Source organism: Rahnella sp. BIGb0603 (assembly GCF_024808755.1).
GTDB classification, from domain to species: domain Bacteria; phylum Pseudomonadota; class Gammaproteobacteria; order Enterobacterales; family Enterobacteriaceae; genus Rahnella; species Rahnella contaminans.
The window spans coordinates 535,842-558,296 of record NZ_JANUEX010000001.1; the positions used below are offsets into that span (position 1 = coordinate 535,842).

Here is a 22,455-nt window from a genome sequence, read left to right on the forward strand (position 1 = left end):
CATACCAAAATTGATATAGGTCAATTTAAATTCATTTGAATAATTTGACTTAGTGAAATGGCATGTATTTTGACTTCTTTAAATCAGGGAGTTAGGACACGGCGTGCGGGAAAAAAACGTTTTGGCGGGAGATTCAGACATAAAAAACCACCGCACAATGGCAGTGGTTTTCAGCGGTAAATGTTAATCAAATGATATTTTTAAAGGCTTTGATACGTTGCAGATGGGTCGAGATATCCTTGAATTTATGGGTCTGATGTTCGTCCCATTCAACAGGATAGTAATGATGAAGCTTTTCAGCGGTTTTCTTGCTGTCGAGCACGCCGTCTTCGCGCGATAAAATCACCAGACAACGGTCGCGGTTTTTCTCGCGAAAATCACTGATGCATTTCGTGGCGATATCTTCGTATTCTTCGGGACGGTCAATTTTACCGGCCATATTATCCTGGGGCGATAAGTTCGGGTTGAACATCACCTGACGGATGCCGCACAGAAAACCGATGCGTTCAGCCCAGAATCCGCCGAGCCCTACTCCGCAGATCAGCGGCAGTTTGTCGGTGGTTTCATGCAGCACTTTATCGACCTCTTTCAGCAAATGTTGCATGTCATGACGCGGGTGCAGCGTGCTGTAACTGATGAAACGGACGTCGGGATCAATAAACTGCAACTGCAACACTTTCTCGTGGTTACCGGGACTGGTTGAATCGAAGCCATGCAAATAGATAATCATCGTTTACCTCATCCTGAATGTGCGTTGAAACCCTCACGCGGTCTAAAAACGTTACCGGGCAGTTTCTTTATGTTCCTGCCAGCGTGCGTCGAGCGCGGTCAGTTCACGGTTTGCGTCTTTCCAGCGACTGGAATTTTGCAGGTCCTGACGGGCCTGTTTTCCACTGTACAGTCCGCGATGATACAACTGCGCAACACGCTCAGCTTTGACCGGAGACAGGTTATCCAGCACGCTTACCGCGCCCTGACGGTTATTGCAGGCCAGGATCATATCGCAACCGGCATCCAGAGAGGCCTGAGCACGTTCCGGATAGCTGCCCATAATCGCAGCCCCTTCCATCGAAATATCATCGGAGAAAATCACGCCGTTGAAGTTCAGCTCTTTGCGCAGAATGTCCTGAAGCCAGTATGGCGAACCGCTGGCCGGGCGTGGATCTGCCTGGGTGTAAATCACATGCGCCGGCATGACGGCATCGAGCAATTTACGCGCATTCAGCTGGCGGAAAATTGCCATGTCGTGCTCGCGGATAACGTCCAGCGGACGGTCGTCTCTCGGAGTTTCTTTGTGGGAATCCGCACTGACCGCGCCGTGTCCCGGAAAATGCTTACCGGTAGTTTTCATCCCTGCTGCATGCATACCGAGAATGAACTGTTCCGCCATCTCCAGCGCTTTCTGCGGTTCGGCGTTAAACGAACGCTCACCAATGGCAGCGCTGATATGCCCGATATCCAGAACCGGCGCAAAGCTGATGTCGATATCCATGGTAATCATTTCTGACGCCATCAGCCAGCCGCCCTCCTGTGCCAGGCGCTTCGCTTCATGCGGCGCATTCAGCGCAGCAAAAGACTGCGCGGCTGGCAGACGGGTAAAGCCTTCACGAAAGCGCTGCACGCGTCCGCCTTCCTGATCCACCGCGAGCACCAGCCGGTCGTGAGACGTGGTGCGGATCTGACGGATCAGTTCATGCAGCTGATCAACATCATGATAGTTTCGGGTGAATAAAATCAGTCCGCCCACCAGCGGATGCTGCAAAATTTCACGTTCTTCGGCATCCAGCTCGTAGCCAGCCACATCCAGCATTACAGGTCCCAGCAAAATGGACGCTCCTTTTAAGTTTTCACATGTTAACCATGGACGCGGCCAAACAGCCTCACCCGCAGCGGCTGCGCCCATTCACTGTATTTCTTATCAGCGGTTTGCGCCCAGCGGACTTCAAACCACAGCAGCATCAGATAATCCACCCACGGCAGCCAGCGTTTAATCTGATGGCGGAAAAGCGGGAGATCCTGATAACCGCCCGCCTCAGCATATCCACGAAGAAACCCGTCCTGCTGAAGCGGATCTAAATCATTGCCGCGAAACAGCGCCGCAAATTCGAGCGCGATATCGCCGTCGGCGGCATATTCCCAGTCAATGATCCGCATACCCTTATCCGTCTCCAGCAGGTTTCCCGCGTGGATATCCATATGAAGAAGTGCCATTTTCAGTGGCACGGGCAATTTGCGTCGTATCATTTTCTGGTGTAACGCCAGCCAGCGCGGCGTGAGCCTGCGCCGGTCAACATGTTGCCAGTAACGGGCAAACTGACGGCGTAAATCCAGCGGATAACCGGAACATGCCAGCCGGTGCAGTTTTGCCAGGCTCTGGCTGACGGGTTTCTGCCCCTGTGCGGAGACAAACGCCGCCTCACTGAGCGGCGCACCTGCAATCCATTCCACCAGTAACCACGGCGGTGAACTGAGTCTGACACAAGGCCCCAAAGTCTGCCGCGCAATATGCCGCAAAATGGCATGTTCACGCTGTCTTTCCACACCGGCGTTCCGGCGTTCACCTGACTGATGACGCGCCAGCATATCGCCTGCCGGAGAAGTAATTTTCCAGCTTTCGCCCGTCAGACCGGCCACGGGTGATAAATGAAAACCGGCGGTTTTCACCGCCGGATAATGTTGCTCAATCAGTTGCTGTAGCTGATTTTCAGGGCTGAGTTCAGCCTTAATTTTGAACCGCACCGCGACCTGACCAGACAATTTCGCCGCTCGGCGCTGTCAGTAAACGCATCGACATTGTCGGCGCTTTCACATCGCCGCTCACCGTGCTGTAAAGCACGTACTGCGCTTTTACGATGTTGGCCAGCCCTATGGCTTTGCTCACAGACGACAGGCTGTCATCCGGCGATAAGCCGAGAGACTGCTTGGCGGAAGCCAGTTGATCCGCAGGCACCAGCTGGAACGTTGTGTTATTAGCCAGCGCACTGCGTAAAGCATCGGTCGCTTTGGAGGTTTGCAGTGTGCCATTGGTACTGTTTTTCACGCCATCCACCAGCAGCACGCTGCCAGCCTGAACGCCATTGGCTTTGAGCATTTTCGCCAGCATCGGCTCAACGGTGGAGGTCCAGTCAATGCTGGCCAGTTTCGGCGGCTGCGGAACCGGCTGAATCTGCGGCTGCTCAGGAACCGGCGGATTGACCGGCGGCAGGGGTTGTTGCGGCTGCTGAGGTTGTTCAGGCTGCTGTGGCTGCGTTTGTTGTTGGTTTGGCAGAGTACAACCGCCCAGGATCAGTGCGGCCATCGCCACAATGAGAAAATACTTTTTCATCAACCTTCTCCGTACGGGAATTTAGAGATAAAGGTACAAACGCACACTGTGCGCATCAAGATTGCCATTGGTCGAACTGATTTCCACACTGCTGTTCGCAGGAACAGTGACAGTGCGGGATTCCGCGATCGGCAATAAATCCAGCCCCTGTTTATCATACCAATAGAACCGGTAATGCAGTGTGACAGGATGTGGCTGGTTATTATCCAGCGTACTGGTGGCTTTTTTCTGCCCGCCGGAGTCAGACACGGATGGCGAACCCGGGATGATCCCTGCCGTCAGCACGGGAGATTCCATCACCACCCGTTGCTGATTGTTCAGTGCAATGCCCGGCTTGCTGCTACAACCTATCAGCAAAACGACCGGCAATAACGCCATCAATAAACGCATGTTTACCCTTACTGACGTGACAACAATGGACCGAGCGCCCGGCCACCGACCAGATGCATGTGGATATGATAAACCTCCTGCCCTGCGTCACGGTTACAGTTGACGATCAGACGGTAGCCGCTTTCAGCAATCCCTTCCTGTTCGGCGATTTTCGCCGCGACAGTCATCATGCGCCCGAGAGCGGCTTCATGACTGGCATCAACATCGTTCATCGTGGGGATCAGGACATTCGGGATAATCAGAATATGGCTTGGCGCCTGGGGAGAAATATCGCGGAACGCCGTGACTAATTCATCCTGGTAAACCACATCGGCAGGGATTTCACGGCGAATAATTTTGCTGAAAATTGTCTCTTCGGCCATCTTAACTGTCCTTAACAAAGTAAAAAGCGTTGTACGCAGTATGGGTTAGAATTTCCATTCCTTTCAACCTGATTACACTTTTTGATGCTTAATTGACGCAGAAAACGCCACCCGAAGGCGGCGCTGTCTTTATCCACAAACCGCAGGCATGAAAAAAGGAGGCCGGAGCCTCCTTTCTCAGAACCAGACAACGTTCACCATTAATGGTTACGCATGTACTCGTCCATGTCTGTTTTCAGGTTATCGGACTTGGTGCCGAAAATTGCCTGAACACCAGAACCTGCCACAACCACACCTGCCGCACCCAGTTTTTTCAGGCCCGCCTGATCCACTTTAGAGACGTCGGCTACGCTGACGCGCAGACGCGTGATACAGGCATCGAGGTTAGTGATGTTTTCTTTACCGCCGAAAGCCTGAACCAGAGATGCTGACATTTCAGAACCACCCTGAGCAGAAGTTTCGCTGGTAGCGTCTTCACGGCCAGGAGTTTTCAGATCCAGTTTAGCAATCAGGAATCGGAAGATGCTGTAGTAAATCACCGCATACACCGCACCAACAATTGGGAACAGCCAGATTTTGCTGCTGTTGCCGCTCAGTACGATGAAGTCGATCAGACCGTGGGAGAAGCTGGTACCGTCACGCATGCCCAACAGGATACAAATTGGGAATGCCAGACCGGCCAGAATCGCGTGGATCACATACAGGATCGGCGCCACGAACATGAAGGAGAATTCGATTGGCTCGGTAATACCGGTCAGGAACGCGGTCAGAGCAGCGGAGATCATGATGCCGCCGACTTTGGCACGGTTCTCAGGTTTCGCTGAGTGCCAGATAGCAACAGCCGCTGCTGGCAGACCGTACATTTTGAACAGGAAGCCGCCTGACAGTTTGCCTGCCGTTGGGTCACCCGCCATGTAACGTGGGATATCGCCGTGGAAGACCTGACCGGCAGAGTTCACATACTCACCGATTTGCATCTGGAATGGAACGTTCCAGATGTGGTGCAGACCAAACGGAACCAGCGCACGTTCAACCACACCGTAGATACCGAACGCAACAACCGGGTTCTGATAAGCAGCCCATTGTGAGAAGGTCTGGATACCTGTACCGATTGGCGGCCAGATGAAGGACAGAACTACACCCAGAATGATGGCAGCCAGACCAGAAATGATCGGAACAAAACGTTTACCCGCGAAGAAGCCCAGATATTCAGGCAGCTTGATGCGATAGAAACGATTGAACATGTATGCCGCGATCGCACCGGAGATGATACCGCCCAGTACGCCGGTATCCGCCAAATGCTTAGCTGCGATTTCTTCAGCCGGCAAATGCAGAACCAGAGGTGCGACAACCGCCATGGTTTTCACCATGATGCCGTACGCAACAACCGATGCCAGTGCAGATACACCGTCGTTATTGGTAAAGCCTAACGCTACACCAATAGCGAAAATCAGAGGCATGTTAGCGAAGACTGAACCACCGGCTTCGGCCATAACATGGGAAACGATCATTGGCAGCCAGCTAAAGTTTGCAGAACCGACGCCCAGCAGGATACCTGCGATTGGGAGTACGGAAACTGGCAGCATTAGCGATTTACCGACCTTTTGAAGGTTTGCAAACGCGTTCTTAAACATAATTGAGTGTGCTCCTGAGTAATGATGCTTTTTGATACTTCATGCGATTTCGCTTAGTGGCAAACCGCTTTGCAAAGGCTCTGAAAGCCTTTTGCAGTCGGGTGTCTAAGCACCCCTTTTAATTTTTACGCAGGGTAAAATAATTCCCTTTGTTAATGTTTGATGGCAGTCACGTTTTTCTGAAAAATGCAGTAAGAGCGTATTAAAAACCCGCACTTACCCACACAAAATCCGAAAAACGCGGCCCTGGCACCGTGAAAAACGGTGCCAAGATACCTCAATATGGCGATTAATTACGAGATGAAAAATAAATCTGGAATATATGACTTAGCGAAAGCTTAGGTGAGAGAGGATGCATCGATGTGAAATAATCGTGAAAAGTTTGCTGTTGTCACTTCAGCCAGCTGTTCGACGCTGACGCCTTTCAAAACAGCCATGTAATCGGCCACATCGCGCACGTAGGCAGGCTGGTTTTCTTTACCACGATGCGGAACCGGTGCCAGATACGGAGAATCGGTCTCTACCAAAAGACGATCTAATGGCACATAACGGGCGACTTCGCGTAAGGATTCAGCATTTCGGAAAGTCAGAATGCCGGAAAAAGAGATGTAGAAACCGAGATCTAACAGGAATTCTGCGGTCGGAATATCTTCGGTGAAGCAGTGCAGAACGCCACCGCATTCGCCAGCTTTCTCTTCTTTCAGAATATCGAGCGTATCCTGACGCGCATCGCGTGTATGGACGATCACCGGTTTGTTCAGCTCGCGGCCAGTGCGGATGTGCTCGCGGAAGGAATCTTGTTGCAGTTTCAGCTGATGTGCTTCTTTCTGATAAAAATAATCCAGGCCGGTTTCACCCATCGCCACCACTTTCGGGCTGGCGGCGAGACGGCGCAGCTCGGCAAAATCGTAGCCGTCATCAATGTTCAGAGGATGTACGCCGCAGGAAAAAGCCACTTCAGGACGATCGCCAATTAACTGCGCCATGGCCTCATATCCTGGTAATGTGGTCGCAACGGCCAGCATAAATTTCACATCACGCTCGCGGGCTTTTTCCAGCACGTTATCAACGCCGGAGTGCAGCTCGTTGTAATCCAGGCTGTCGAGATGGCAGTGGGAATCGACTAAAAACATAGTATTAACTCGTTACGGTCTGTTGATGATAATTCGGTTTCAGCGTGTCAGTGACGAACTGAAAAATGAGGAAGGAACGGAGCCGCGCAACATTTGCTCCCATTCCAGCAATTGCTCGGTCAGCAGCAGTTCGCGATTCACGCCCACGATGGAAAGTAACTGCTGGCGGCAGTGCATCCACGCGCTGACGGATTGTTGCAACGAAGCATTGGATTGCGTACTGGCAAGCAAGCTTACCAGGGGCTGCTGATCGTGATTAATGATGAAATGCCCGGCCTGTTGTTGCCATTTGATGGCATCAAGCAACAGCGTTGCCAGCCAGTACAGCCGGTCAGCGGCGTCGTCATGATTCAATTGCGGCAGCAACGAGAGCATATCCTGCTGCTGGCATTGGGAATAAAGCTGCTGGCACAGCGCCACACGTTGTTTCCAGCGCTCCGGCTGTAATAATTCCAGCGCAGAAAGCGGCGCGCCATTAGCCAACCGCAATGCGGTCTTAATTGCCACCGAATCCGCGCTGAGCTGGCGATTGATCCACTGTACGGATAACGCCTCTTCCGGCACCGGCAGATGCCAGTAGAAACAGCGGCTGCGGATAGTTGCCAGCAGCGCAGAAGGCTCACGGCAGCCCAGCAGGAAATAAGTCCCGGAAGGCGGCTCTTCCAGCGTTTTGAGCAAGGCGTTGGCCGCGGCTTCCGTCAGCAATTCCATCTGCGGGATCCACACAACTTTCGCACCACCCTGCTGCGAGTAATTGTAGAGCGTTTCAATGAGCTGACGAACCGGGTCGATGCCCAGCGAATTTTTGCCTTTTTCAGGCAGCAAGGTATGCCAGTCAGGATGGTTTCCGGCGATCATCAGCTGGCAGCTGTGGCATTTACCGCAACTCTTTTCCCCCTCTTTATGCTGGCAAAGCAACCAGCGGCTCAGACCATAGACCAGTGCGTCATCGCCCATTCCCGCCGCAACGTGCATCAGCAGAGAATGATGACCACGCCCGGTCTGATATTGCCCGATTAACTGGCGGTAAGGGCCGCTGAGCCACGGATACCAGCTCATGACATCAGGCCTTTTGCTGCCTGTTCGTCGAACCAGTTTTTCAGCGTCAGTTCGATGGAAGCTTTAACCTGTTCAATGGTCTGCGACGCATCAATGGTTTTGATGCGTCTGTCGGCGGCGGCAAGTTCAAGGTAACGCGCACGCGTACGCTCAAAAAATGGCAGCGCTTCCTGTTCGATACGATCCAGCTCACCGCGCGCTCGGGCGCGTTGCAGGCCAATAGCCGGTGGCAGATCGAGATAAAGCGTGAGATCAGGACGGAAATCACCCAGCACGGTGTCGCGTAATGAACTCATCAGTTTTGCATCAATACCGCGTCCGCCGCCCTGGTAGGCTTGCGACGAAAGATCATGCCGATCGCCGACAACCCAGGCACCACGCGCCAGAGCAGGCAAGATTACCGTTTCAACCAGCTGGACGCGTGCGGCATAAAGCATCAGCACTTCAGCTTTCACTGTCGGCTTTTCACCCCCGACGCCGCGCTTGAATAAATCGCGCAATTTCTCCGCCAGCGGTGTACCGCCAGGCTCGCGGGTAAACACAATTTCTTCCACACCGTGCTGGCGCAATGCATCCACCACCACGTTATGAGCGGTGGTTTTTCCCGCCCCTTCAAGGCCTTCAATCACAATGAAGTTACTTTTCATTCTTATTCTTAAGAGCCTCTATATACACACGAACCGCCTTGTTATGGTTCTCAAGGTTAGTGCTGAAAGTATGCCCGCCTTTGCCGTCAGCGACAAAATAAAGATAAGGGGTTTTTGCAGGATGTGCCGCAGCCTGGAGCGAAGCTTCGCTCGGCATCGCGATTGGCGATGGCGGCAAACCGGTAATGACGTAAGTATTGTAAGGCGTCGGCGTTTCCAAATCTTTTTTGGTGATATTACCGGTGTATTTTTCGCCCATACCGTAGATGACCGTCGGATCAGTTTGCAGACGCATGCCGATACGAAGACGGTTAATAAAGACAGAAGCCACTTCCGGGCGTTCATCTTTTACAGCGGTTTCTTTTTCGATAATCGACGCCATCGTCACCATATCGGCGGGCGTTTTATACGGCAGTGAGTCCGCGCGCCCTTTCCAGATGTCGGCAACGGTTTTTTCCATCCTCACATGCGCACGTTTGAGCAGCGAAATGTCGGTCATCCCGGCGGTGTAATGATAAGTATCGGGATAGAGCCAGCCTTCAGCATTTTTAGTGTCGGTAATACCTAATGCCGCCGCAATCTCTTCGCCACTCTTGCCGTTCAGCTCATGCTTCAGATATTCCGACTTCTCCAGCACTTTCATCCAGTCACTCAGTTTGAAACCTTCTACAAAGCGGATGCTGAACTGCGCTTCTTTGCCACTTTTCAGTAATTCCAGCATCTGCCGAACGGTCATTCCCTTCTCGAGACGATACGTCCCCGCTTTGAACTCGCTCAGTTCAGGCTCAAGACGTAATAACCACGGGAACCAGTGACTTGATTTAATCAGTTTTTTATCAATGAGCAGTGTTTCCAGCGCCACACGTCCCGTACCGGCTGGCAGGGTGAAAATGGTTTCGCTGCTGACGTTGATCGGGCGGTCGGCGAACTGCTTCACTTTATGGTAACTCAACGCCGCCAGTCCAAGCAGGATCAGGACAATCAGGGCGAAAAATTTCGTTTTTTTGTTCGTCATTGTTTATTCACTTTTTAAAAGCTCTGGTGCAGGAAATTGTACAAGTGCCGCCCGGTATAATGACGGTCACAGGCTTCTGTCACCGGTAAAATGGGCATCAGTGCATTACAAATCAGGATTTCGTCAGCATCCGATAGCGTTTCGGGCGTTTCACAGACCTGATGTAAAACCCAGGGAGAGGCTGATTCAATCACGCGGATAAGATGCTGACGCATAATCCCGTCGACGCCAGACTGCGATAAATCCGGCGTAAAGACCTGATTTCCTTTGCGCCAGAATAAATTGGCCGCACAGCATTCCACCAGGCAACCTGAGGTGTCAACCACCAGCGCCTCATTGGCGTCTGTCTGGTCAAGATGCATGCGGATCATGATCTGCTCAAGACGGTTGAGATGTTTAATTCCTGCCAGCAGGGGATTTTTGCTCAGCATCACCGGGTTTAACGCAAGTTTCACGCCGCGCTCGCGCCATTTGTGATACTGCGCCGGATAAGCCGATACCGACACAATACGGGTCGGGCCGCTGCATCCGGCAGTGCTGTAACCACGCCCGCCCTGCCCGCGCGTCAAAATGGCTTTCACTACCCCTTCTTGCTCAGACTGCGCGGCCCCAACAATTTCGCGCTCCAGCGCCTGCCAGTCCACGCCCTCAATTCGTAATACGGCAACCGCACGCTGCAAACGTTGCAGATGGGCATCCAGAAACTGGATTTCTCCGTTCATCACTCTGGCCGTCGTAAAACAGCCATCGCCAAATTGCACCGAACGATCTCCTGCCGGCAATGCAGCTTGCGCCACACCGTTAATCCACATGGTTACTTCCTCCGGGCGTTAATATTCTCTGACAGAAGAGCCTGCGCGAGCGGCCCAGCTGCATCAAGTGGAGCATTCCTACTTTATCGTACCGGGCCAGGCAGAGGGCTGGAACACGCACTTTGTTGAACTGCCGTTTGGCACAAACCGGACCTTTTATACAGACAGCAAAAAGGCCCAATAACGGGCCTTTTTCAGACGGACAGGTTTTTACCGGATTCAGATCTTGCGGAATACCAGCGAACCGTTGGTACCGCCAAACCCGAACGAATTGCACAGTGAGTAATTCAGCGCTTTTACCTGACGCGCTTCATGCGCCACAAAGTCCAGGTCGCAACCTTCATCCGGATTATCCAGATTGATGGTCGGTGGAACGGCCTGATCGCGTAAAGCAAGCAAAGTAAAGATAGATTCCACTGCGCCAGCCGCGCCCAGTAGATGTCCGGTCATGGATTTGGTCGAGCTGACCAGCACTTTCTTCGCATCTGCGCCAAAGACAGACTTAACTGCCTGCGCTTCAGCTTTATCGCCAGCAGCGGTAGATGTTCCGTGCGCGTTGATATAACCAATTTCTGAAGCAGAAATACCCGCATCGCGAAGTGCATTTTCCATAGCCAGCGCTGCACCCGCGCCATCTTCCGGCGGTGAAGTCATATGGAATGCATCGCTGCTCATGCCGAAACCAACAATCTCAGCATAAATTTTTGCACCGCGTTTGCGGGCGTGTTCGTACTCTTCCAGCACCATAATACCTGCGCCATCGCCGAGGACGAAACCATCACGATCTTTATCCCACGGACGGCTTGCCGCCTGAGGATTATCGTTACGTGTGGATAACGCGCGTGCAGCACCGAAACCACCGACACCCAGAGGCGTACTGGCTTTCTCTGCGCCGCCAGCCAGCATCACATCTGCATCGTTATAAGCAATGATACGTGCTGCATGACCAATATTGTGCACCCCTGAAGTACAGGCTGTAGCAATAGAAATACTCGGCCCACGCAACCCAAACATAATGCTCAGATGACCGGCAATCATGTTAACGATGGTTGAGGGAACGAAGAAAGGACTAATTTTACGAGGTCCGCCGTTAACCAATGAGGAATGGTTTTCTTCAATCAGACCAAGACCGCCAATACCAGAACCAATCGCCGCACCAATACGCGTTGCATTCTCAGCATTTACTTCAAGCCCGGAGTCTTGCATCGCCTGAATACCGGCAGTAATACCATACTGTATAAAGGCGTCCATCTTGCGTGCATCTTTGCGGGAGATGAAGTCTTCACAGTTAAAATCTTTAACTAAGCCAGCAAAACGCGTTGCATAGGCACTAGTATCAAAATGGTCGATTAGGCTAATGCCACTCTGACCGGCAAGGAGAGCGTTCCAAGTGGACTCTACAGTATTGCCGACAGGAGACAGCATGCCCAGTCCAGTCACTACAACTCGACGCTTAGACACGTGTGTCCTCCAGGGAGGGAAAAAGTAGTTATACCGTGGGATATAAAAAACTTAGGCGGTCAAATGACCGCCTAACTATCTAAACTTAAAGCATGTACGCTTACTGTTGGCTAGCGTTGATAAAATCAATAGCTGCCTGAACAGTAGTGATTTTTTCAGCTTCTTCGTCAGGGATCTCGGTATCAAACTCTTCTTCCAGAGCCATAACCAGCTCAACGGTGTCGAGAGAATCAGCGCCAAGGTCGTCTACGAAAGATGCAGCATTCACTACTTCTTCCTGTTTAACACCCAGCTGTTCAACGATGATTTTCTTAACGCGTTCTTCGATAGTGCTCATACTCTTAAATTTCCTATCAAAACTCGCTTTCGCGATGGTTTTCGTAGTGTATAAAATGTTGAAAAAGATGCAACTAAATCCAGGCTGGTCAAACCACGAATTTGCTCTATTTTGCGGTTTTTACCGCAAAAAACGCAAATAATTTCGTAATTTTTAAATCATGTACATGCCGCCATTGACATGTAATGTTTCACCCGTGATGTAGCTGGCCTCGTCAGAGGCTAAAAAAGCAACGGCGCTGGCAATTTCTTTGGCATCGCCCAACCGGTTGGCTGGAACTGATGACAAAATGCCTGCGCGTTGATCATCTGTCAACGCCCTTGTCATATCCGTCTCAATAAAGCCGGGAGCGACGACGTTGACAGTAATGCCACGTGAAGCGACTTCACGTGCCAAAGACTTACTAAAACCAATCAAGCCAGCTTTAGCCGCCGCGTAGTTCGCCTGCCCTGCGTTACCCATGGTGCCAACAACGGAACCAATTGTAATAATCCGTCCACACCGTTTCTTCATCATAGCCCGCATGACAGCTTTTGACAGCCGAAACACTGAAGTCAGATTCGTGTCCAGAATATCCTGCCACTCATCATCCTTCATTCGCATGAGAAGGTTATCACGGGTAATGCCGGCATTATTAACTAAAATATCAATTTCGCCAAATTCAGCTCGAATCGTCGCCAATACTTGCTCAATAGATGCAGAATCAACCACATTGAGCATAATACCTTTGCCGTTTTCGCCTAAATATTCGCCGATTGCTTCAGCGCCTTTTTCGCTGGTCGCGGTGCCGATCACTTTTGCGCCGCCAGCAACCAGCTTTTCAGCGATTGCGCGACCAATGCCACGGCTCGCACCCGTTACCAGTGCAATTTTGCCTTCGAAGCTCATACTCATCCTCTTAATTACTGCTCAAGCGCCGCTGTCAGGCTTGCCGTGTCGTTTACCGCGGCGGCCGTCAGGGTGTCTACAATACGTTTAGTCAGACCGGTCAGAACTTTACCCGGCCCCACTTCTAATAACTGTTCAACGCCTTGTGCTGCCATAAATTCGACAGATTCAGTCCAGCGAACCGGGCTGTATAACTGACGAACCAGCGCACTGCTGATCGCTTCCGGAGACGTTTCAACTTTCACGTCTACGTTGTTCACAACGGAATATTGTGGCGCATTGAAAGTAACATTTTCCAGCGCAACGGCGAGTTTATCAGCAGCAGGCTTCATTAATGCGCAGTGTGAAGGCACGCTGACAGGCAGCGGCAGAGCACGTTTTGCGCCTGCGGCTTTACAAGCAGCACCGGCACGCTCAACGGCTTCTTTGTTACCGGCAATAACGACCTGACCCGGTGAGTTAAAGTTTACCGGCGAAACAACCTGGCCTTGCGCAGATTCTTCACACGCTTTAGCGATTGCATCGTTGTCCAGACCGATAATGGCGTACATTGCGCCGGTACCCGCAGGTACGGCTTCCTGCATCAGTTTGCCACGCAGTTCAACTAGGGAAATAGCCTGTTTGAAATCCAGCACACCCGCGCAAACAAGCGCTGAGTATTCGCCCAGGCTGTGGCCGGCCATCAGAACAGGCTGAGTGCCGTTCTGCTGCTGCCAGACACGCCAGATAGCGACGGACGCTGCCAGCAAGGCAGGCTGTGTCTGCCAGGTTTTATTCAATTCTTCAGCTGGCCCCTGCTGCACCAACTGCCATAAATCATACCCCAGCGCCGAAGAAGCTTCGGCAAATGTTTCTTCAACCACCGGATGTGCAGCGGCTAAATCAGCCAGCATACCGAGCGTCTGAGAACCCTGACCAGGGAAAACAACTGCAATTTTTGTCATTTTTATCTTCCTGTTAAATCAGAAACGTACCAGCGCCGAGCCCCAGGTAAAGCCACCGCCAAATGCTTCGAGCAGCACTAACTGCCCGCGCTGAATTCTGCCGTCACGCACAGCTTCGTCAAATGCTGCTGGCACAGAAGCCGCAGAAGTATTGCCATGACGATCGAGCGTAACCACGACTTTGTCCATTCCCATACCCAGCTTTTTCGCTGTCGCACTGATAATACGCAGATTCGCCTGATGCGGAACCAGCCAGTCAAGTGCAGTACGGTCAAGATTATTTGCCGTCAGGGTTTCATCCACAATGTGCGCCAGTTCAGTCACAGCCACTTTGAAGACTTCATTACCGGCCATGGTGACATAAGCAGGTTTTTCCGGCTCAGACTGACTTGGGTAAGCCAGCGTCAGCAGGTTGCCGTAATGACCATCTGCATGCATGTGCGTGGAAATAATGCCCTGCTCTTCGGATGCCCCCAGCAGTACGGCGCCAGCACCATCGCCAAAGAGGATCACCGTACCGCGATCTGCAGGATCGAGTTTACGGGACAACACGTCAGAGCCGATCACCAGCGCATATTTCACGGCACCGTTTTTAATGTATTGATCGGCAACGCTTAGTGCGTAGGTGAAACCTGCACAAGCGGCGGCCAAATCGAAAGCTGCAGAATCCTTGATGCCCAGCATATTCTGCACCTGGCAGGCTGAACTCGGGAATGCATGTGAAGATGAGGTTGTTGCAACAATGATCAGACCCACGTCGCTTGCGCTAACGCCGGCCATTTCAAGTGCTTTCTCTGCTGCGTGCAGGCCCATTGTGGCCACAGTCTCATCCGGTGCAGCGATACGACGTTCACGAATACCTGTGCGGGTGACAATCCACTCGTCGGAGGTATCCACCATTTTTTCTAAGTCGGCATTAGTCCGAACTTGCACGGGCAAATAGCTCCCCGTACCGAGAATTTTTGTATACATGTACGATCAGTCACTCTTGGGTAATACAGCTTCAAGGCGCGCGGCAATCCGCTGAGGGACCTGCCGCTGCACCGCCTGCACAGCCTGTTCGATAGCAACAGCAAACGCACGCTGGTTTGCTCCGCCGTGGCTTTTAATAACGATGCCCCGTAATCCTAACAAACATGCGCCATTATACTGGTCGGGGTTGAGGTGGCTAAAACGCTTTAGCAACTTCTTCTGAACTATCCGTCCCAACCATTTCAACCACCAGGCCTTCTTGCCACCCTCACCGGAGGATTTTAACAGTGACAAAAACATCCTTATTACACCTTCCATGGTCTTGAGCGTAACATTCCCGACGAAGCCGTCACACACCATCACATCTGTCTTACCGGTCAGAAGGTCATTGCCTTCAAGATAGCCGATATAGTTGATTAGTGCGGTATTTTTTAAAATGGCAGCGGCTTCACGGATGTTATCCAGCCCTTTACTTTCCTCTTCACCGATATTCAGCAAGGCAACACGGGGGTTATTAATACCTACCACCTGTTCGGCCATCACTGCACCCATAACGGCAAACTGGACCAGCATTGTGCTGTCGCACTCAACGTTGGCCCCCAGATCAAGTACCACGGTTTTACTGCGCTGCTGATTGGGCAATACACTCATCAGCGCCGGGCGCTCAATGCCATCCAGAGGCTTTACAACCAGTTTGGCTAATCCCATCAGCGCTCCGGTATTCCCGGCACTGACGCACGCCTGCGCGTCACCACTCTTGATCAGTTCCAACGCCACACGCATTGAGCTTCCTTTACTGGCACGTATAGCTTGCGATGCGCGCATATCGCTGGCTATCACTGATTCAGCAGGAATTATCCGAATTCGTTCTGTTAAAGAAGGATCGGCTTTGGCTAAGAAAGGTGTGATTGCGTCGGGATCACCGACCAGAAGAAGGTCTAATTCAGAATTAGAAATCAGTGCCTGCAATGAAGCAGGCACTGTGACGGAAGGACCGAAATCCCCGCCCATTACATCTAACGCGAGGGTTAGACGAGTCAAGGTATCGCCTTGCCAGCACTTATCACGTGAATAAGTTGCAGGCAAATATCAGCCGATTACCTTGCGACCGCGGTAGAAACCGTCGGCAGTGATGTGGTGACGCAGGTGAGTTTCACCAGAAGTCTTGTCCACAGACAGAGTGGAAGTGGTCAGAGCGTCATGTGAGCGACGCATGCCACGTTTAGAACGGGTTGGTTTATTCTGTTGTACGGCCATGGACCTTACTCCTTAAGTACTTTTCTTTAAACTCGCTAATACGGCAAATGGATTTGGTTTCTCCGCCTCTGCAGGCAGTTTACCAAACACCATGTCCGCGTCGGACACTTCACAGTGTTCAGATTCATGTACCGGAACGACAGGCAGAGAAAGAATAATTTCGTCTTCAATCATTGCCAGCAAATCAACTTCGCCAAAATCATCGACTTCGATCGGCTCGTACGCTTCCGGTAATGCCTCAGCCTGCTCATCATTTTGGACAGGACTAAAACAATATGTTGTGTGAACCTGATGTTCAAACGTCTTACCGCATCTCTGGCATTCCAGAGTTACAGCAACATCAGAGTGGCCGGTAATCACCGCCAGACGCTGATTGTCGATATTAAACGACAATGAGGTTTGTATATCAGAATCCACACTGACCACTGATTGGGCAACGCGCGTAACCTGATCTGCAGTATAGACACCTGTATAGTCTAAACGCTTCTGGGCAGTGCGGACCGCATCAAGGGTCAGGGGTAATTTTACTTTTTGCATAGGGCGCGCATATTAACTTTGTAACGACAGAGAGTCAAAGAAAAAGGCCTCAAAACCGCACCTTTCACCAATATTCGCTTCCACAGCGGCCGACAGTTTAAAATGTGCGATTCAATAACGCTACGCTTTGTGAAAAAAAAATTATGATTATGTCTTCACCAAAATTACTTTTAGCCTCGACCTCGGTCTACCGCAGAGCGTTGCTGGAGAAAACCGGCCTGACGTTTACCTGTGCGTCACCCAATATTGATGAAACTCCAGCTCCCGGTGAGAACCCGGCTGAACTGGTGAAACGCCTGGCACAATCGAAAGCCACTGCGCTGGCCACTGCCCATCCGCATCATCTGATTATTGGCTCCGATCAGGTTTGCGTGATTAATGGAAATATCACGGGTAAACCGTACACATTTGATAATGCCTTCAAACAGTTGCAGGCAGCCAGTGGCAAAACCGTCACCTTTTATACGGGCCTGAGTGTTTATGACAGCGATACAAAATCAGCGCAGACGTTATGTGAAACGTTTGACGTCACCTTTCGTTCTTTAACCGATGAAGAAATTACCGGATATTTGCATCGTGAAAAGCCCTACGACTGTGCGGGCAGCTTTAAATGCGAAGGATTGGGGATCACGCTCTTTGACAGTCTGACGGGGCGCGACCCAAATACGTTAATCGGATTGCCATTGATCGCCCTGCTCTCCTTACTGCGAAGACACGGCATCAATCCGTTACTTGAAAACCGTTAACTGAGAGGCATAAAAAAAGGCGCAACCCGTGCGCCTCTTTACAGGCTGATTTTTTTAACGGGCGGTCGTTTTGCCGCGTAAAATTTTCAGGCAATTACGCAGTTTGGCATCCATAGGCGCTTCAATACGCAGTGTTTCACCGGTATTCGGATGTTCAAATCGCAAAGCCGCAGCGTGCAGGAATAAACGATTCAATCCCGTGCCTGCCAGTTTTGCGTCAAAATCACGCTCGCCATAGCGGTCATCAAAAGCGATCGGATGACCTGCATGCAGGGCGTGAACACGAATCTGGTGCGTTCTGCCGGTTACCGGGCTGGCTTTTACCAGTGTCGCGAATTCATAACGCTCTTCAATTTTGAATCGCGTTTCAGAGGGTTTACCTTCTGCATTAACACGCACAACACGCTCGCCGCTTTGCAAAATGTTTTTCAGCAATGGGGCCTGCACGACTTTACAATGTGACGGCCATTCACCGCGCACCAGCGCCAGATAATCCTTCTGCATGCTTTTCACGCGCAGTTGTTCGTGCAGGGAACGCAATGCTGAACGTTTCTTCGCAACAAGCAATACGCCTGAGGTATCACGGTCCAGACGATGGACTAATTCCAGAAAACGCGCTTCAGGGCGAAGTGCGCGTAATCCTTCGATAACACCAAAGCTCAGGCCGCTGCCACCGTGAACAGCGGTACCAGACGGCTTATTCAGAATTAATAAGTAATCATCTTCATACAATATGCAGTCGGTTAGTGCGGCAACTTTATCCAGTTTGGCAGAAACTGGCGCTTCATCCCTTTCGGCTACGCGAACAGGTGGCACACGCACTTCGTCGCCAGCTAATAATTTATATTCTGGCTTAATTCTTTTCTTATTAACCCGGACTTCGCCCTTACGCACGATGCGATAGATCATGCTTTTCGGCACGCCTTTCAGGATTTTGAGTAAGAAGTTGTCGATGCGCTGACCGGCTTCATCTTCAGAAATGGGGATTAATTGTACAGTTGGGTTCTCAGTTTTCATGGCTCGCGATTCTAAATATCCGGCACGGTTCGCGCCACTGATTTTTATGTGCTTAACTCTTACTTTACCAGTAACCGCCGAGGAAAACCTGCCTGCTGCACCCGTTTTTTAAGAATACAAATGTTAAGACAATGCGGCACATATCTCATTGAGGTAAATATCTTACCCGCATGGGAAAAGTCACCTTGCTATCAGAGTGCCTGCAATGGAATAATGAAGTCACTTTCGGCGTTGTTTCTCTTAAGTTAGGGAAAACGCAGGAATTATAGATTTGCCTGATCGCACAAAAACGCAGCAATGGCGTAAGACGTAATGTGAAATCAAGCAATTAGCGGGCTGCGGGTTGCAGCTTGGCCGGCGAACGGAATGAGATCTGTTAACGTAAATTCAGAAGCTATTCCCCTAATAAAAGTGCTGCTTTCATAACGCTGGTGTCTTTAATACAGCAAAAGCAGACTTACCGAAATAATGCGCCCCTATGCAAGCGACAGCCGTGAGGTTGACGATTTGCGAGAAGACTCGGGGCCAACGGTTTATCCGGTCATGAGGTCATTTTGCCCGCAGCTCTGTCAATAATGGAATAATAATGAGTAAGTTAAGATGAAAAGAATGTTGATCAACGCGACTCAGCAAGAAGAGTTGCGCGTTGCCTTGGTAGATGGACAGCGACTGTATGATTTGGATATTGAAAGTCCGGGCCATGAGCAGAAAAAAGCGAACATTTACAAAGGTAAAATCACCCGCATTGAACCAAGTCTGGAAGCGGCATTCGTAGATTACGGTGCGGAAAGGCATGGTTTCCTCCCTCTGAAAGAAATTTCCCGCGAATATTTCCCAAGTAACTATTCCTCTCATGGCCGCCCGAACATCAAAGATGTTTTGCGCGAAGGCCAGGAAGTGATCGTTCAGGTTGATAAAGAAGAGCGTGGAAATAAAGGCGCAGCGCTGACGACGTTTATCAGCCTGGCCGGTAGTTACCTGGTACTGATGCCAAACAATCCACGTGCTGGGGGAATTTCCCGCCGTATTGAAGGCGACGACCGTACAGAATTGAAAGAAGCCTTGTCTTCACTGCAATTACCTGATGGCATGGGTCTGATTGTTCGTACCGCAGGCGTTGGCAAATCTGCTGAAGCTCTGCAGTGGGACCTCACTTTCCGCCTCAAGCACTGGGATGCCATCAAGAAAGCCGCTGAAGGCCGCCCTGCTCCTTTCCTGATCCATCAGGAAAGTAATGTTATCGTCCGCGCATTTCGTGATTACCTGCGCCCGGACATCGGTGAAATCCTCATCGATAACCCTAAAATTCTCGATCTGGCAAAAGAGCACATTGCTGCACTTGGCCGTCCTGATTTCAGCAGCAAAATCAAACCTTACGTTGGTGAGATCCCGCTGTTCAGCCATTATCAGATTGAATCCCAGATTGAATCTGCTTTCCAGCGTGAAGTGCGCCTGCCTTCCGGCGGTTCGATTGTTATCGACAGCACAGAAGCCCTGACGGCTATCGACATCAACTCCGCACGTGCAACCCGCGGCGGCGATATCGAAGAAACCGCATTCAATACCAACCTTGAAGCCGCCGATGAAATTGCCCGTCAGTTACGTCTGCGTGACCTCGGTGGTTTGATTGTTATCGACTTCATCGATATGACGCCAGTTCGCCACCAGCGCGAAGTGGAAAACCGTCTGCGTGATGCCGTTCGTCAGGATCGCGCGCGAATTCAAATTGGTCGCATTTCCCGCTTTGGTTTGCTGGAAATGTCCCGTCAGCGCCTCAGCCCGTCACTGGGTGAATCAACACACCACATCTGCCCACGTTGCGCAGGTACAGGTACCGTTCGTGATAACGAGTCCCTGTCGCTGTCGATTCTGCGTCTGATTGAAGAAGAAGCGCTGAAAGAAAATACCAAAGAAGTTCATGCGATCGTTCCGGTTCCTATCGCTTCTTACCTGCTGAACGAAAAACGTGAATCGGTGAATGCCATCGAAAAACGTCAGGGCGGTGTTCGTGCAGTGATCGTTCCAAACGATCAGATGCAAACCCCGCACTACCATGTTCTGCGCGTACGCAAAGGCGAAGAAATCTCTGCACTGAGCTATCTGTTGCCACAAATTCACGAAGCAGAAATGCTGCAACCTTCTGAAGAGTTGCCGACTGAGCGTCGTCGCCCTGAGCAACCGGCACTGGCTGCGTTTGCCCTGCAAAGTGAAGCGCCTCCGTCCAGCTTTGAGCAGGAAACAGCGGTTGAAGAACCGGTTAAAACCCGTACCACAACGGTTAATGCGCCAGCCGCACCAGCAACTGAGAAATCCGGCTTTGTCAGCCGTCTGCTGAGCGGGCTGAAAAGCTTGTTCGCACCGCAGCCACAGCAGGAAGTTAAACCTGTTGAAGCGCCGAAAGAAGCTGAAGCCACTGAAACAGAAAATCGTCGTAACAACGAACGCCGTAACCAGCGTCGTCAGGGCGGACGTCGTGATCGCAACGGTGAACGTGGCGAACGCAATGACCGTGGCAACCGTGGTGAGGGTCGTGAGAATAATCGTGATAATCGTGGCGAAAGCCGTGACAACCGCGAAAATAATCGCGAGCAGCGTGATGATCAACGCCGCAACCGTCGTAACCAGGAGCCTGTAGTTAGCGAAAGCCGCAACGAAGACGTTGAAACTGCACCGCGTGAAGAGCAGCAGCAACAACCTCGTCGTGAGCGTTCGCGTCGCCGTTCTGAAGATAAGCGCAAAACACAGACTGAAGAAAAAATTCAGGATGCTGTTGTTGTAGAGCAAATCGCCGCGCCGGTCATTGATGAAACGGAACAAGAAGATCGTCAGCCAGCTCAGCGTCGTCAGCGTCGCCAGTTAACGCAGAAAGTTCGCTTCGAATCAGAAGAAGTTGATCACGAAGCAGAAGCTGCTGCACAGTTACTGATTACCGGTACACGCCCTGCGGCTCCGGTATTTACTGAACAGGCACCTTCTGAAGCGGAAACAGTTAATACAACTGAAGGCGAAGAAAACCTGAATGACAACAACCGTGAAAACGGTATGCCACGTCGCTCACGTCGTTCTCCGCGCCACCTGCGTGTAAGCGGTCAGCGTCGTCGCCGTTACCGTGATGAGCGTTACCCGACTCAGTCGCCAATGCCTCTGACCGGTGCGTTTGTTTCTCCGGAAATGGCGTCAGGTAAGGTCTGGATCACTTACCCGGTTGCGCAGTCATCTGAACAACAGTTTGCAGAAACTGAAGCGCCAGAAGTGCTGACACAACAGGTTGAAACCGCTCAGGTCAATACGCCGGTTCTGAATGAAACAACTGAAGTTGAAGCCGCGCCGGTTGAGCAAACTCTTGCGGTTGAAGCACTTCCGGTTACTGAAGCAGTACAGCCGGAAGCACCAGCGGAAGAAAGTGTTGTGCCTGAAATTGCACAACCTGTTGCCGAAGAACCTGTTCTGGTTGAACCTGAAACTGCAGAGCCAGTTGAAGAGACACCGCGCGTAGAAGTTGCACCACAAGCTCACGAACCGGTTGTTGTTGAACCAGTGCCTGTTGTTGCTGAACCTGAAGTTCAGGCTCCGGTAGCCGCAGAACCTGAAGTTAACGCCGAGCCTGTTGCTCCGGTACAGCACGCCGCAGAAACAACGCCAGAGGTGAAAGCCCCTGCTAATGTTGAAACTGTTGTCTCTCAAGCTGTCGTTGCTGAACCACGCTTTAAACATCATGCCACTGCACCGATGACCAAAGCGCCAGCCCCTCAGTACGTTCAGGAACCTGCCCGTCACAGCGACTGGGTTCGTCCTGAATTCGGCTTCGAAGGTAAAGGTTCTGCAGGCGGGCATGCAGCAGTAAGCACTGCAACGGCACCAGCAACCAAACCTGAAATGCCTTCTGAGTGATGCGTTGAAAATGCTCTAAAAAAACCCG

23 protein-coding genes are annotated in these 22,455 nt (G+C 51.4%); 2 read left to right on the forward strand and 21 right to left on the reverse strand.

Features of this window, described 5'->3' with window-relative positions; genetic code table 11:
- Positions 1-187: 187 nt before the first annotated feature.
- The 20 genes from ycfP to yceD all read right to left on the reverse strand — a co-directional run bounded on the left by ycfP (position 188) and on the right by yceD (position 16,773).
- Entirely contained in the window at positions 188-730 is a 543-nt protein-coding gene (ycfP, locus tag M2403_RS02465) for an alpha/beta hydrolase YcfP (protein ID WP_152325611.1), read from the reverse strand.
- 51 nt (positions 731-781) lie between these two features.
- Positions 782-1,810, reverse strand: a complete 1,029-nt coding sequence (nagZ, locus tag M2403_RS02470; RefSeq protein WP_208950253.1) for a beta-N-acetylhexosaminidase — start codon at positions 1,808-1,810, stop codon at positions 782-784.
- 44 nt (positions 1,811-1,854) lie between these two features.
- On the reverse strand, positions 1,855-2,757 hold the full coding sequence (locus M2403_RS02475) for a phosphotransferase (RefSeq protein WP_405047801.1): 903 nt from the start codon (positions 2,755-2,757) through the stop codon (positions 1,855-1,857).
- The gene (gene lpoB, locus M2403_RS02480; protein ID WP_208950236.1) at positions 2,723-3,325 is read right to left on the reverse strand and encodes a penicillin-binding protein activator LpoB; all 603 of its coding nucleotides are present in this window, start codon (positions 3,323-3,325) and stop codon (positions 2,723-2,725) included. Before lpoB ends, M2403_RS02475 begins: the two co-directional genes overlap by 35 nt.
- Positions 3,326-3,346: 21 nt before the next feature.
- Positions 3,347-3,715: a YcfL family protein gene (locus M2403_RS02485; protein WP_165059627.1), complete on the reverse strand. Its 369-nt coding sequence runs from the start codon at positions 3,713-3,715 to the stop codon at positions 3,347-3,349.
- A gap of 8 nt (positions 3,716-3,723) precedes the next feature.
- The gene (gene hinT, locus M2403_RS02490) at positions 3,724-4,077 is read right to left on the reverse strand and encodes a purine nucleoside phosphoramidase (protein ID WP_152325607.1); all 354 of its coding nucleotides are present in this window, start codon (positions 4,075-4,077) and stop codon (positions 3,724-3,726) included.
- 200 nt (positions 4,078-4,277) lie between these two features.
- Entirely contained in the window at positions 4,278-5,711 is a 1,434-nt protein-coding gene (gene ptsG / locus M2403_RS02495) for a PTS glucose transporter subunit IIBC (protein ID WP_095921346.1), read from the reverse strand.
- Positions 5,712-6,049: 338 nt separating this feature from the next.
- Positions 6,050-6,844, reverse strand: a complete 795-nt coding sequence (locus M2403_RS02500) for a metal-dependent hydrolase (protein WP_165059624.1) — start codon at positions 6,842-6,844, stop codon at positions 6,050-6,052.
- A 39-nt stretch (positions 6,845-6,883) separates the two neighbouring features.
- Positions 6,884-7,903 carry a DNA polymerase III subunit delta' gene (holB, locus tag M2403_RS02505; RefSeq protein ID WP_259228510.1) on the reverse strand — a complete coding sequence of 340 codons (1,020 nt, stop codon included), beginning with the start codon at positions 7,901-7,903 and terminating at the stop codon, positions 6,884-6,886.
- Positions 7,900-8,550 (reverse strand): dTMP kinase, encoded by a 651-nt coding sequence (gene tmk, locus M2403_RS02510; RefSeq protein WP_152325604.1) that lies wholly within the window; start codon positions 8,548-8,550, stop codon positions 7,900-7,902. The genes holB and tmk overlap by 4 nt, the downstream gene beginning before the upstream one ends.
- Positions 8,540-9,565 carry an endolytic transglycosylase MltG gene (mltG, locus tag M2403_RS02515; protein ID WP_152325603.1) on the reverse strand — a complete coding sequence of 342 codons (1,026 nt, stop codon included), beginning with the start codon at positions 9,563-9,565 and terminating at the stop codon, positions 8,540-8,542. The genes tmk and mltG overlap by 11 nt, the downstream gene beginning before the upstream one ends.
- Before the next feature lie 14 nt (positions 9,566-9,579).
- A complete protein-coding gene (gene pabC / locus M2403_RS02520; RefSeq protein WP_152325602.1) occupies positions 9,580-10,377 on the reverse strand; it encodes an aminodeoxychorismate lyase in 798 nt (265 codons plus the stop codon).
- Positions 10,378-10,596: 219 nt separating this feature from the next.
- Positions 10,597-11,838: a beta-ketoacyl-ACP synthase II gene (gene fabF / locus M2403_RS02525; RefSeq protein WP_152325601.1), complete on the reverse strand. Its 1,242-nt coding sequence runs from the start codon at positions 11,836-11,838 to the stop codon at positions 10,597-10,599.
- 100 nt (positions 11,839-11,938) lie between these two features.
- Entirely contained in the window at positions 11,939-12,175 is a 237-nt protein-coding gene (gene acpP / locus M2403_RS02530) for an acyl carrier protein (protein WP_015690190.1), read from the reverse strand.
- 153 nt (positions 12,176-12,328) lie between these two features.
- Positions 12,329-13,063, reverse strand: a complete 735-nt coding sequence (gene fabG / locus M2403_RS02535) for a 3-oxoacyl-ACP reductase FabG (protein WP_013576245.1) — start codon at positions 13,061-13,063, stop codon at positions 12,329-12,331.
- A 14-nt stretch (positions 13,064-13,077) separates the two neighbouring features.
- On the reverse strand, positions 13,078-14,007 hold the full coding sequence (gene fabD, locus M2403_RS02540) for an ACP S-malonyltransferase (protein WP_259228511.1): 930 nt from the start codon (positions 14,005-14,007) through the stop codon (positions 13,078-13,080).
- A gap of 18 nt (positions 14,008-14,025) precedes the next feature.
- Entirely contained in the window at positions 14,026-14,979 is a 954-nt protein-coding gene (locus tag M2403_RS02545) for a beta-ketoacyl-ACP synthase III (RefSeq protein ID WP_259228512.1), read from the reverse strand.
- Between the two features lie 6 nt (positions 14,980-14,985).
- Entirely contained in the window at positions 14,986-16,020 is a 1,035-nt protein-coding gene (gene plsX / locus M2403_RS02550; protein WP_259228513.1) for a phosphate acyltransferase PlsX, read from the reverse strand.
- A 48-nt stretch (positions 16,021-16,068) separates the two neighbouring features.
- Complete coding sequence (rpmF, locus tag M2403_RS02555) at positions 16,069-16,236, reverse strand: 50S ribosomal protein L32 (protein WP_013576249.1); 168 nt, start codon at positions 16,234-16,236, stop codon at positions 16,069-16,071.
- A gap of 12 nt (positions 16,237-16,248) precedes the next feature.
- The gene (yceD, locus tag M2403_RS02560) at positions 16,249-16,773 is read right to left on the reverse strand and encodes a 23S rRNA accumulation protein YceD (RefSeq protein ID WP_152325597.1); all 525 of its coding nucleotides are present in this window, start codon (positions 16,771-16,773) and stop codon (positions 16,249-16,251) included.
- Between the two features lie 149 nt (positions 16,774-16,922).
- Between yceD and M2403_RS02565 the strand changes: the two genes are divergently transcribed.
- On the forward strand, positions 16,923-17,519 hold the full coding sequence (locus M2403_RS02565) for a nucleoside triphosphate pyrophosphatase (protein ID WP_259228514.1): 597 nt from the start codon (positions 16,923-16,925) through the stop codon (positions 17,517-17,519).
- Between the two features lie 54 nt (positions 17,520-17,573).
- On the opposite strand, the gene rluC is transcribed toward M2403_RS02565, so the two are convergent.
- Positions 17,574-18,536 (reverse strand): 23S rRNA pseudouridine(955/2504/2580) synthase RluC, encoded by a 963-nt coding sequence (rluC, locus tag M2403_RS02570; RefSeq protein WP_152325595.1) that lies wholly within the window; start codon positions 18,534-18,536, stop codon positions 17,574-17,576.
- Positions 18,537-19,136: 600 nt separating this feature from the next.
- Here rluC and rne point away from each other — a divergent pair.
- Positions 19,137-22,427, forward strand: a complete 3,291-nt coding sequence (gene rne / locus M2403_RS02575) for a ribonuclease E (protein WP_259228515.1) — start codon at positions 19,137-19,139, stop codon at positions 22,425-22,427.
- Positions 22,428-22,455 lie beyond the last annotated feature (28 nt).

Coding starts and splice junctions, on each gene's coding strand:
- ycfP (WP_152325611.1), bottom strand. CDS start 730: ATGATTATCTATTTGCATGGCTTCGATTCAACCAGTCCCGGTAACCAC.
- nagZ (WP_208950253.1), bottom strand. CDS start 1,810: ATGCTGGATGTGGCTGGCTACGAGCTGGATGCCGAAGAACGTGAAATT.
- lpoB (WP_208950236.1), bottom strand. CDS start 3,325: ATGAAAAAGTATTTTCTCATTGTGGCGATGGCCGCACTGATCCTGGGC.
- M2403_RS02485 (WP_165059627.1), bottom strand. CDS start 3,715: ATGCGTTTATTGATGGCGTTATTGCCGGTCGTTTTGCTGATAGGTTGT.
- hinT (WP_152325607.1), bottom strand. CDS start 4,077: ATGGCCGAAGAGACAATTTTCAGCAAAATTATTCGCCGTGAAATCCCT.
- ptsG (WP_095921346.1), bottom strand. CDS start 5,711: ATGTTTAAGAACGCGTTTGCAAACCTTCAAAAGGTCGGTAAATCGCTA.
- M2403_RS02500 (WP_165059624.1), bottom strand. CDS start 6,844: ATGTTTTTAGTCGATTCCCACTGCCATCTCGACAGCCTGGATTACAAC.
- holB (WP_259228510.1), bottom strand. CDS start 7,903: ATGAGCTGGTATCCGTGGCTCAGCGGCCCTTACCGCCAGTTAATCGGG.
- tmk (WP_152325604.1), bottom strand. CDS start 8,550: ATGAAAAGTAACTTCATTGTGATTGAAGGCCTTGAAGGGGCGGGAAAA.
- mltG (WP_152325603.1), bottom strand. CDS start 9,565: ATGACGAACAAAAAAACGAAATTTTTCGCCCTGATTGTCCTGATCCTG.
- pabC (WP_152325602.1), bottom strand. CDS start 10,377: ATGTGGATTAACGGTGTGGCGCAAGCTGCATTGCCGGCAGGAGATCGT.
- acpP (WP_015690190.1), bottom strand. CDS start 12,175: ATGAGCACTATCGAAGAACGCGTTAAGAAAATCATCGTTGAACAGCTG.
- fabG (WP_013576245.1), bottom strand. CDS start 13,063: ATGAGCTTCGAAGGCAAAATTGCACTGGTAACGGGTGCGAGCCGTGGC.
- fabD (WP_259228511.1), bottom strand. CDS start 14,007: ATGACAAAAATTGCAGTTGTTTTCCCTGGTCAGGGTTCTCAGACGCTC.
- M2403_RS02545 (WP_259228512.1), bottom strand. CDS start 14,979: ATGTATACAAAAATTCTCGGTACGGGGAGCTATTTGCCCGTGCAAGTT.
- rpmF (WP_013576249.1), bottom strand. CDS start 16,236: ATGGCCGTACAACAGAATAAACCAACCCGTTCTAAACGTGGCATGCGT.
- yceD (WP_152325597.1), bottom strand. CDS start 16,773: ATGCAAAAAGTAAAATTACCCCTGACCCTTGATGCGGTCCGCACTGCC.
- M2403_RS02565 (WP_259228514.1), top strand. CDS start 16,923: ATGTCTTCACCAAAATTACTTTTAGCCTCGACCTCGGTCTACCGCAGA.
- rluC (WP_152325595.1), bottom strand. CDS start 18,536: ATGAAAACTGAGAACCCAACTGTACAATTAATCCCCATTTCTGAAGAT.
- rne (WP_259228515.1), top strand. CDS start 19,137: ATGAAAAGAATGTTGATCAACGCGACTCAGCAAGAAGAGTTGCGCGTT.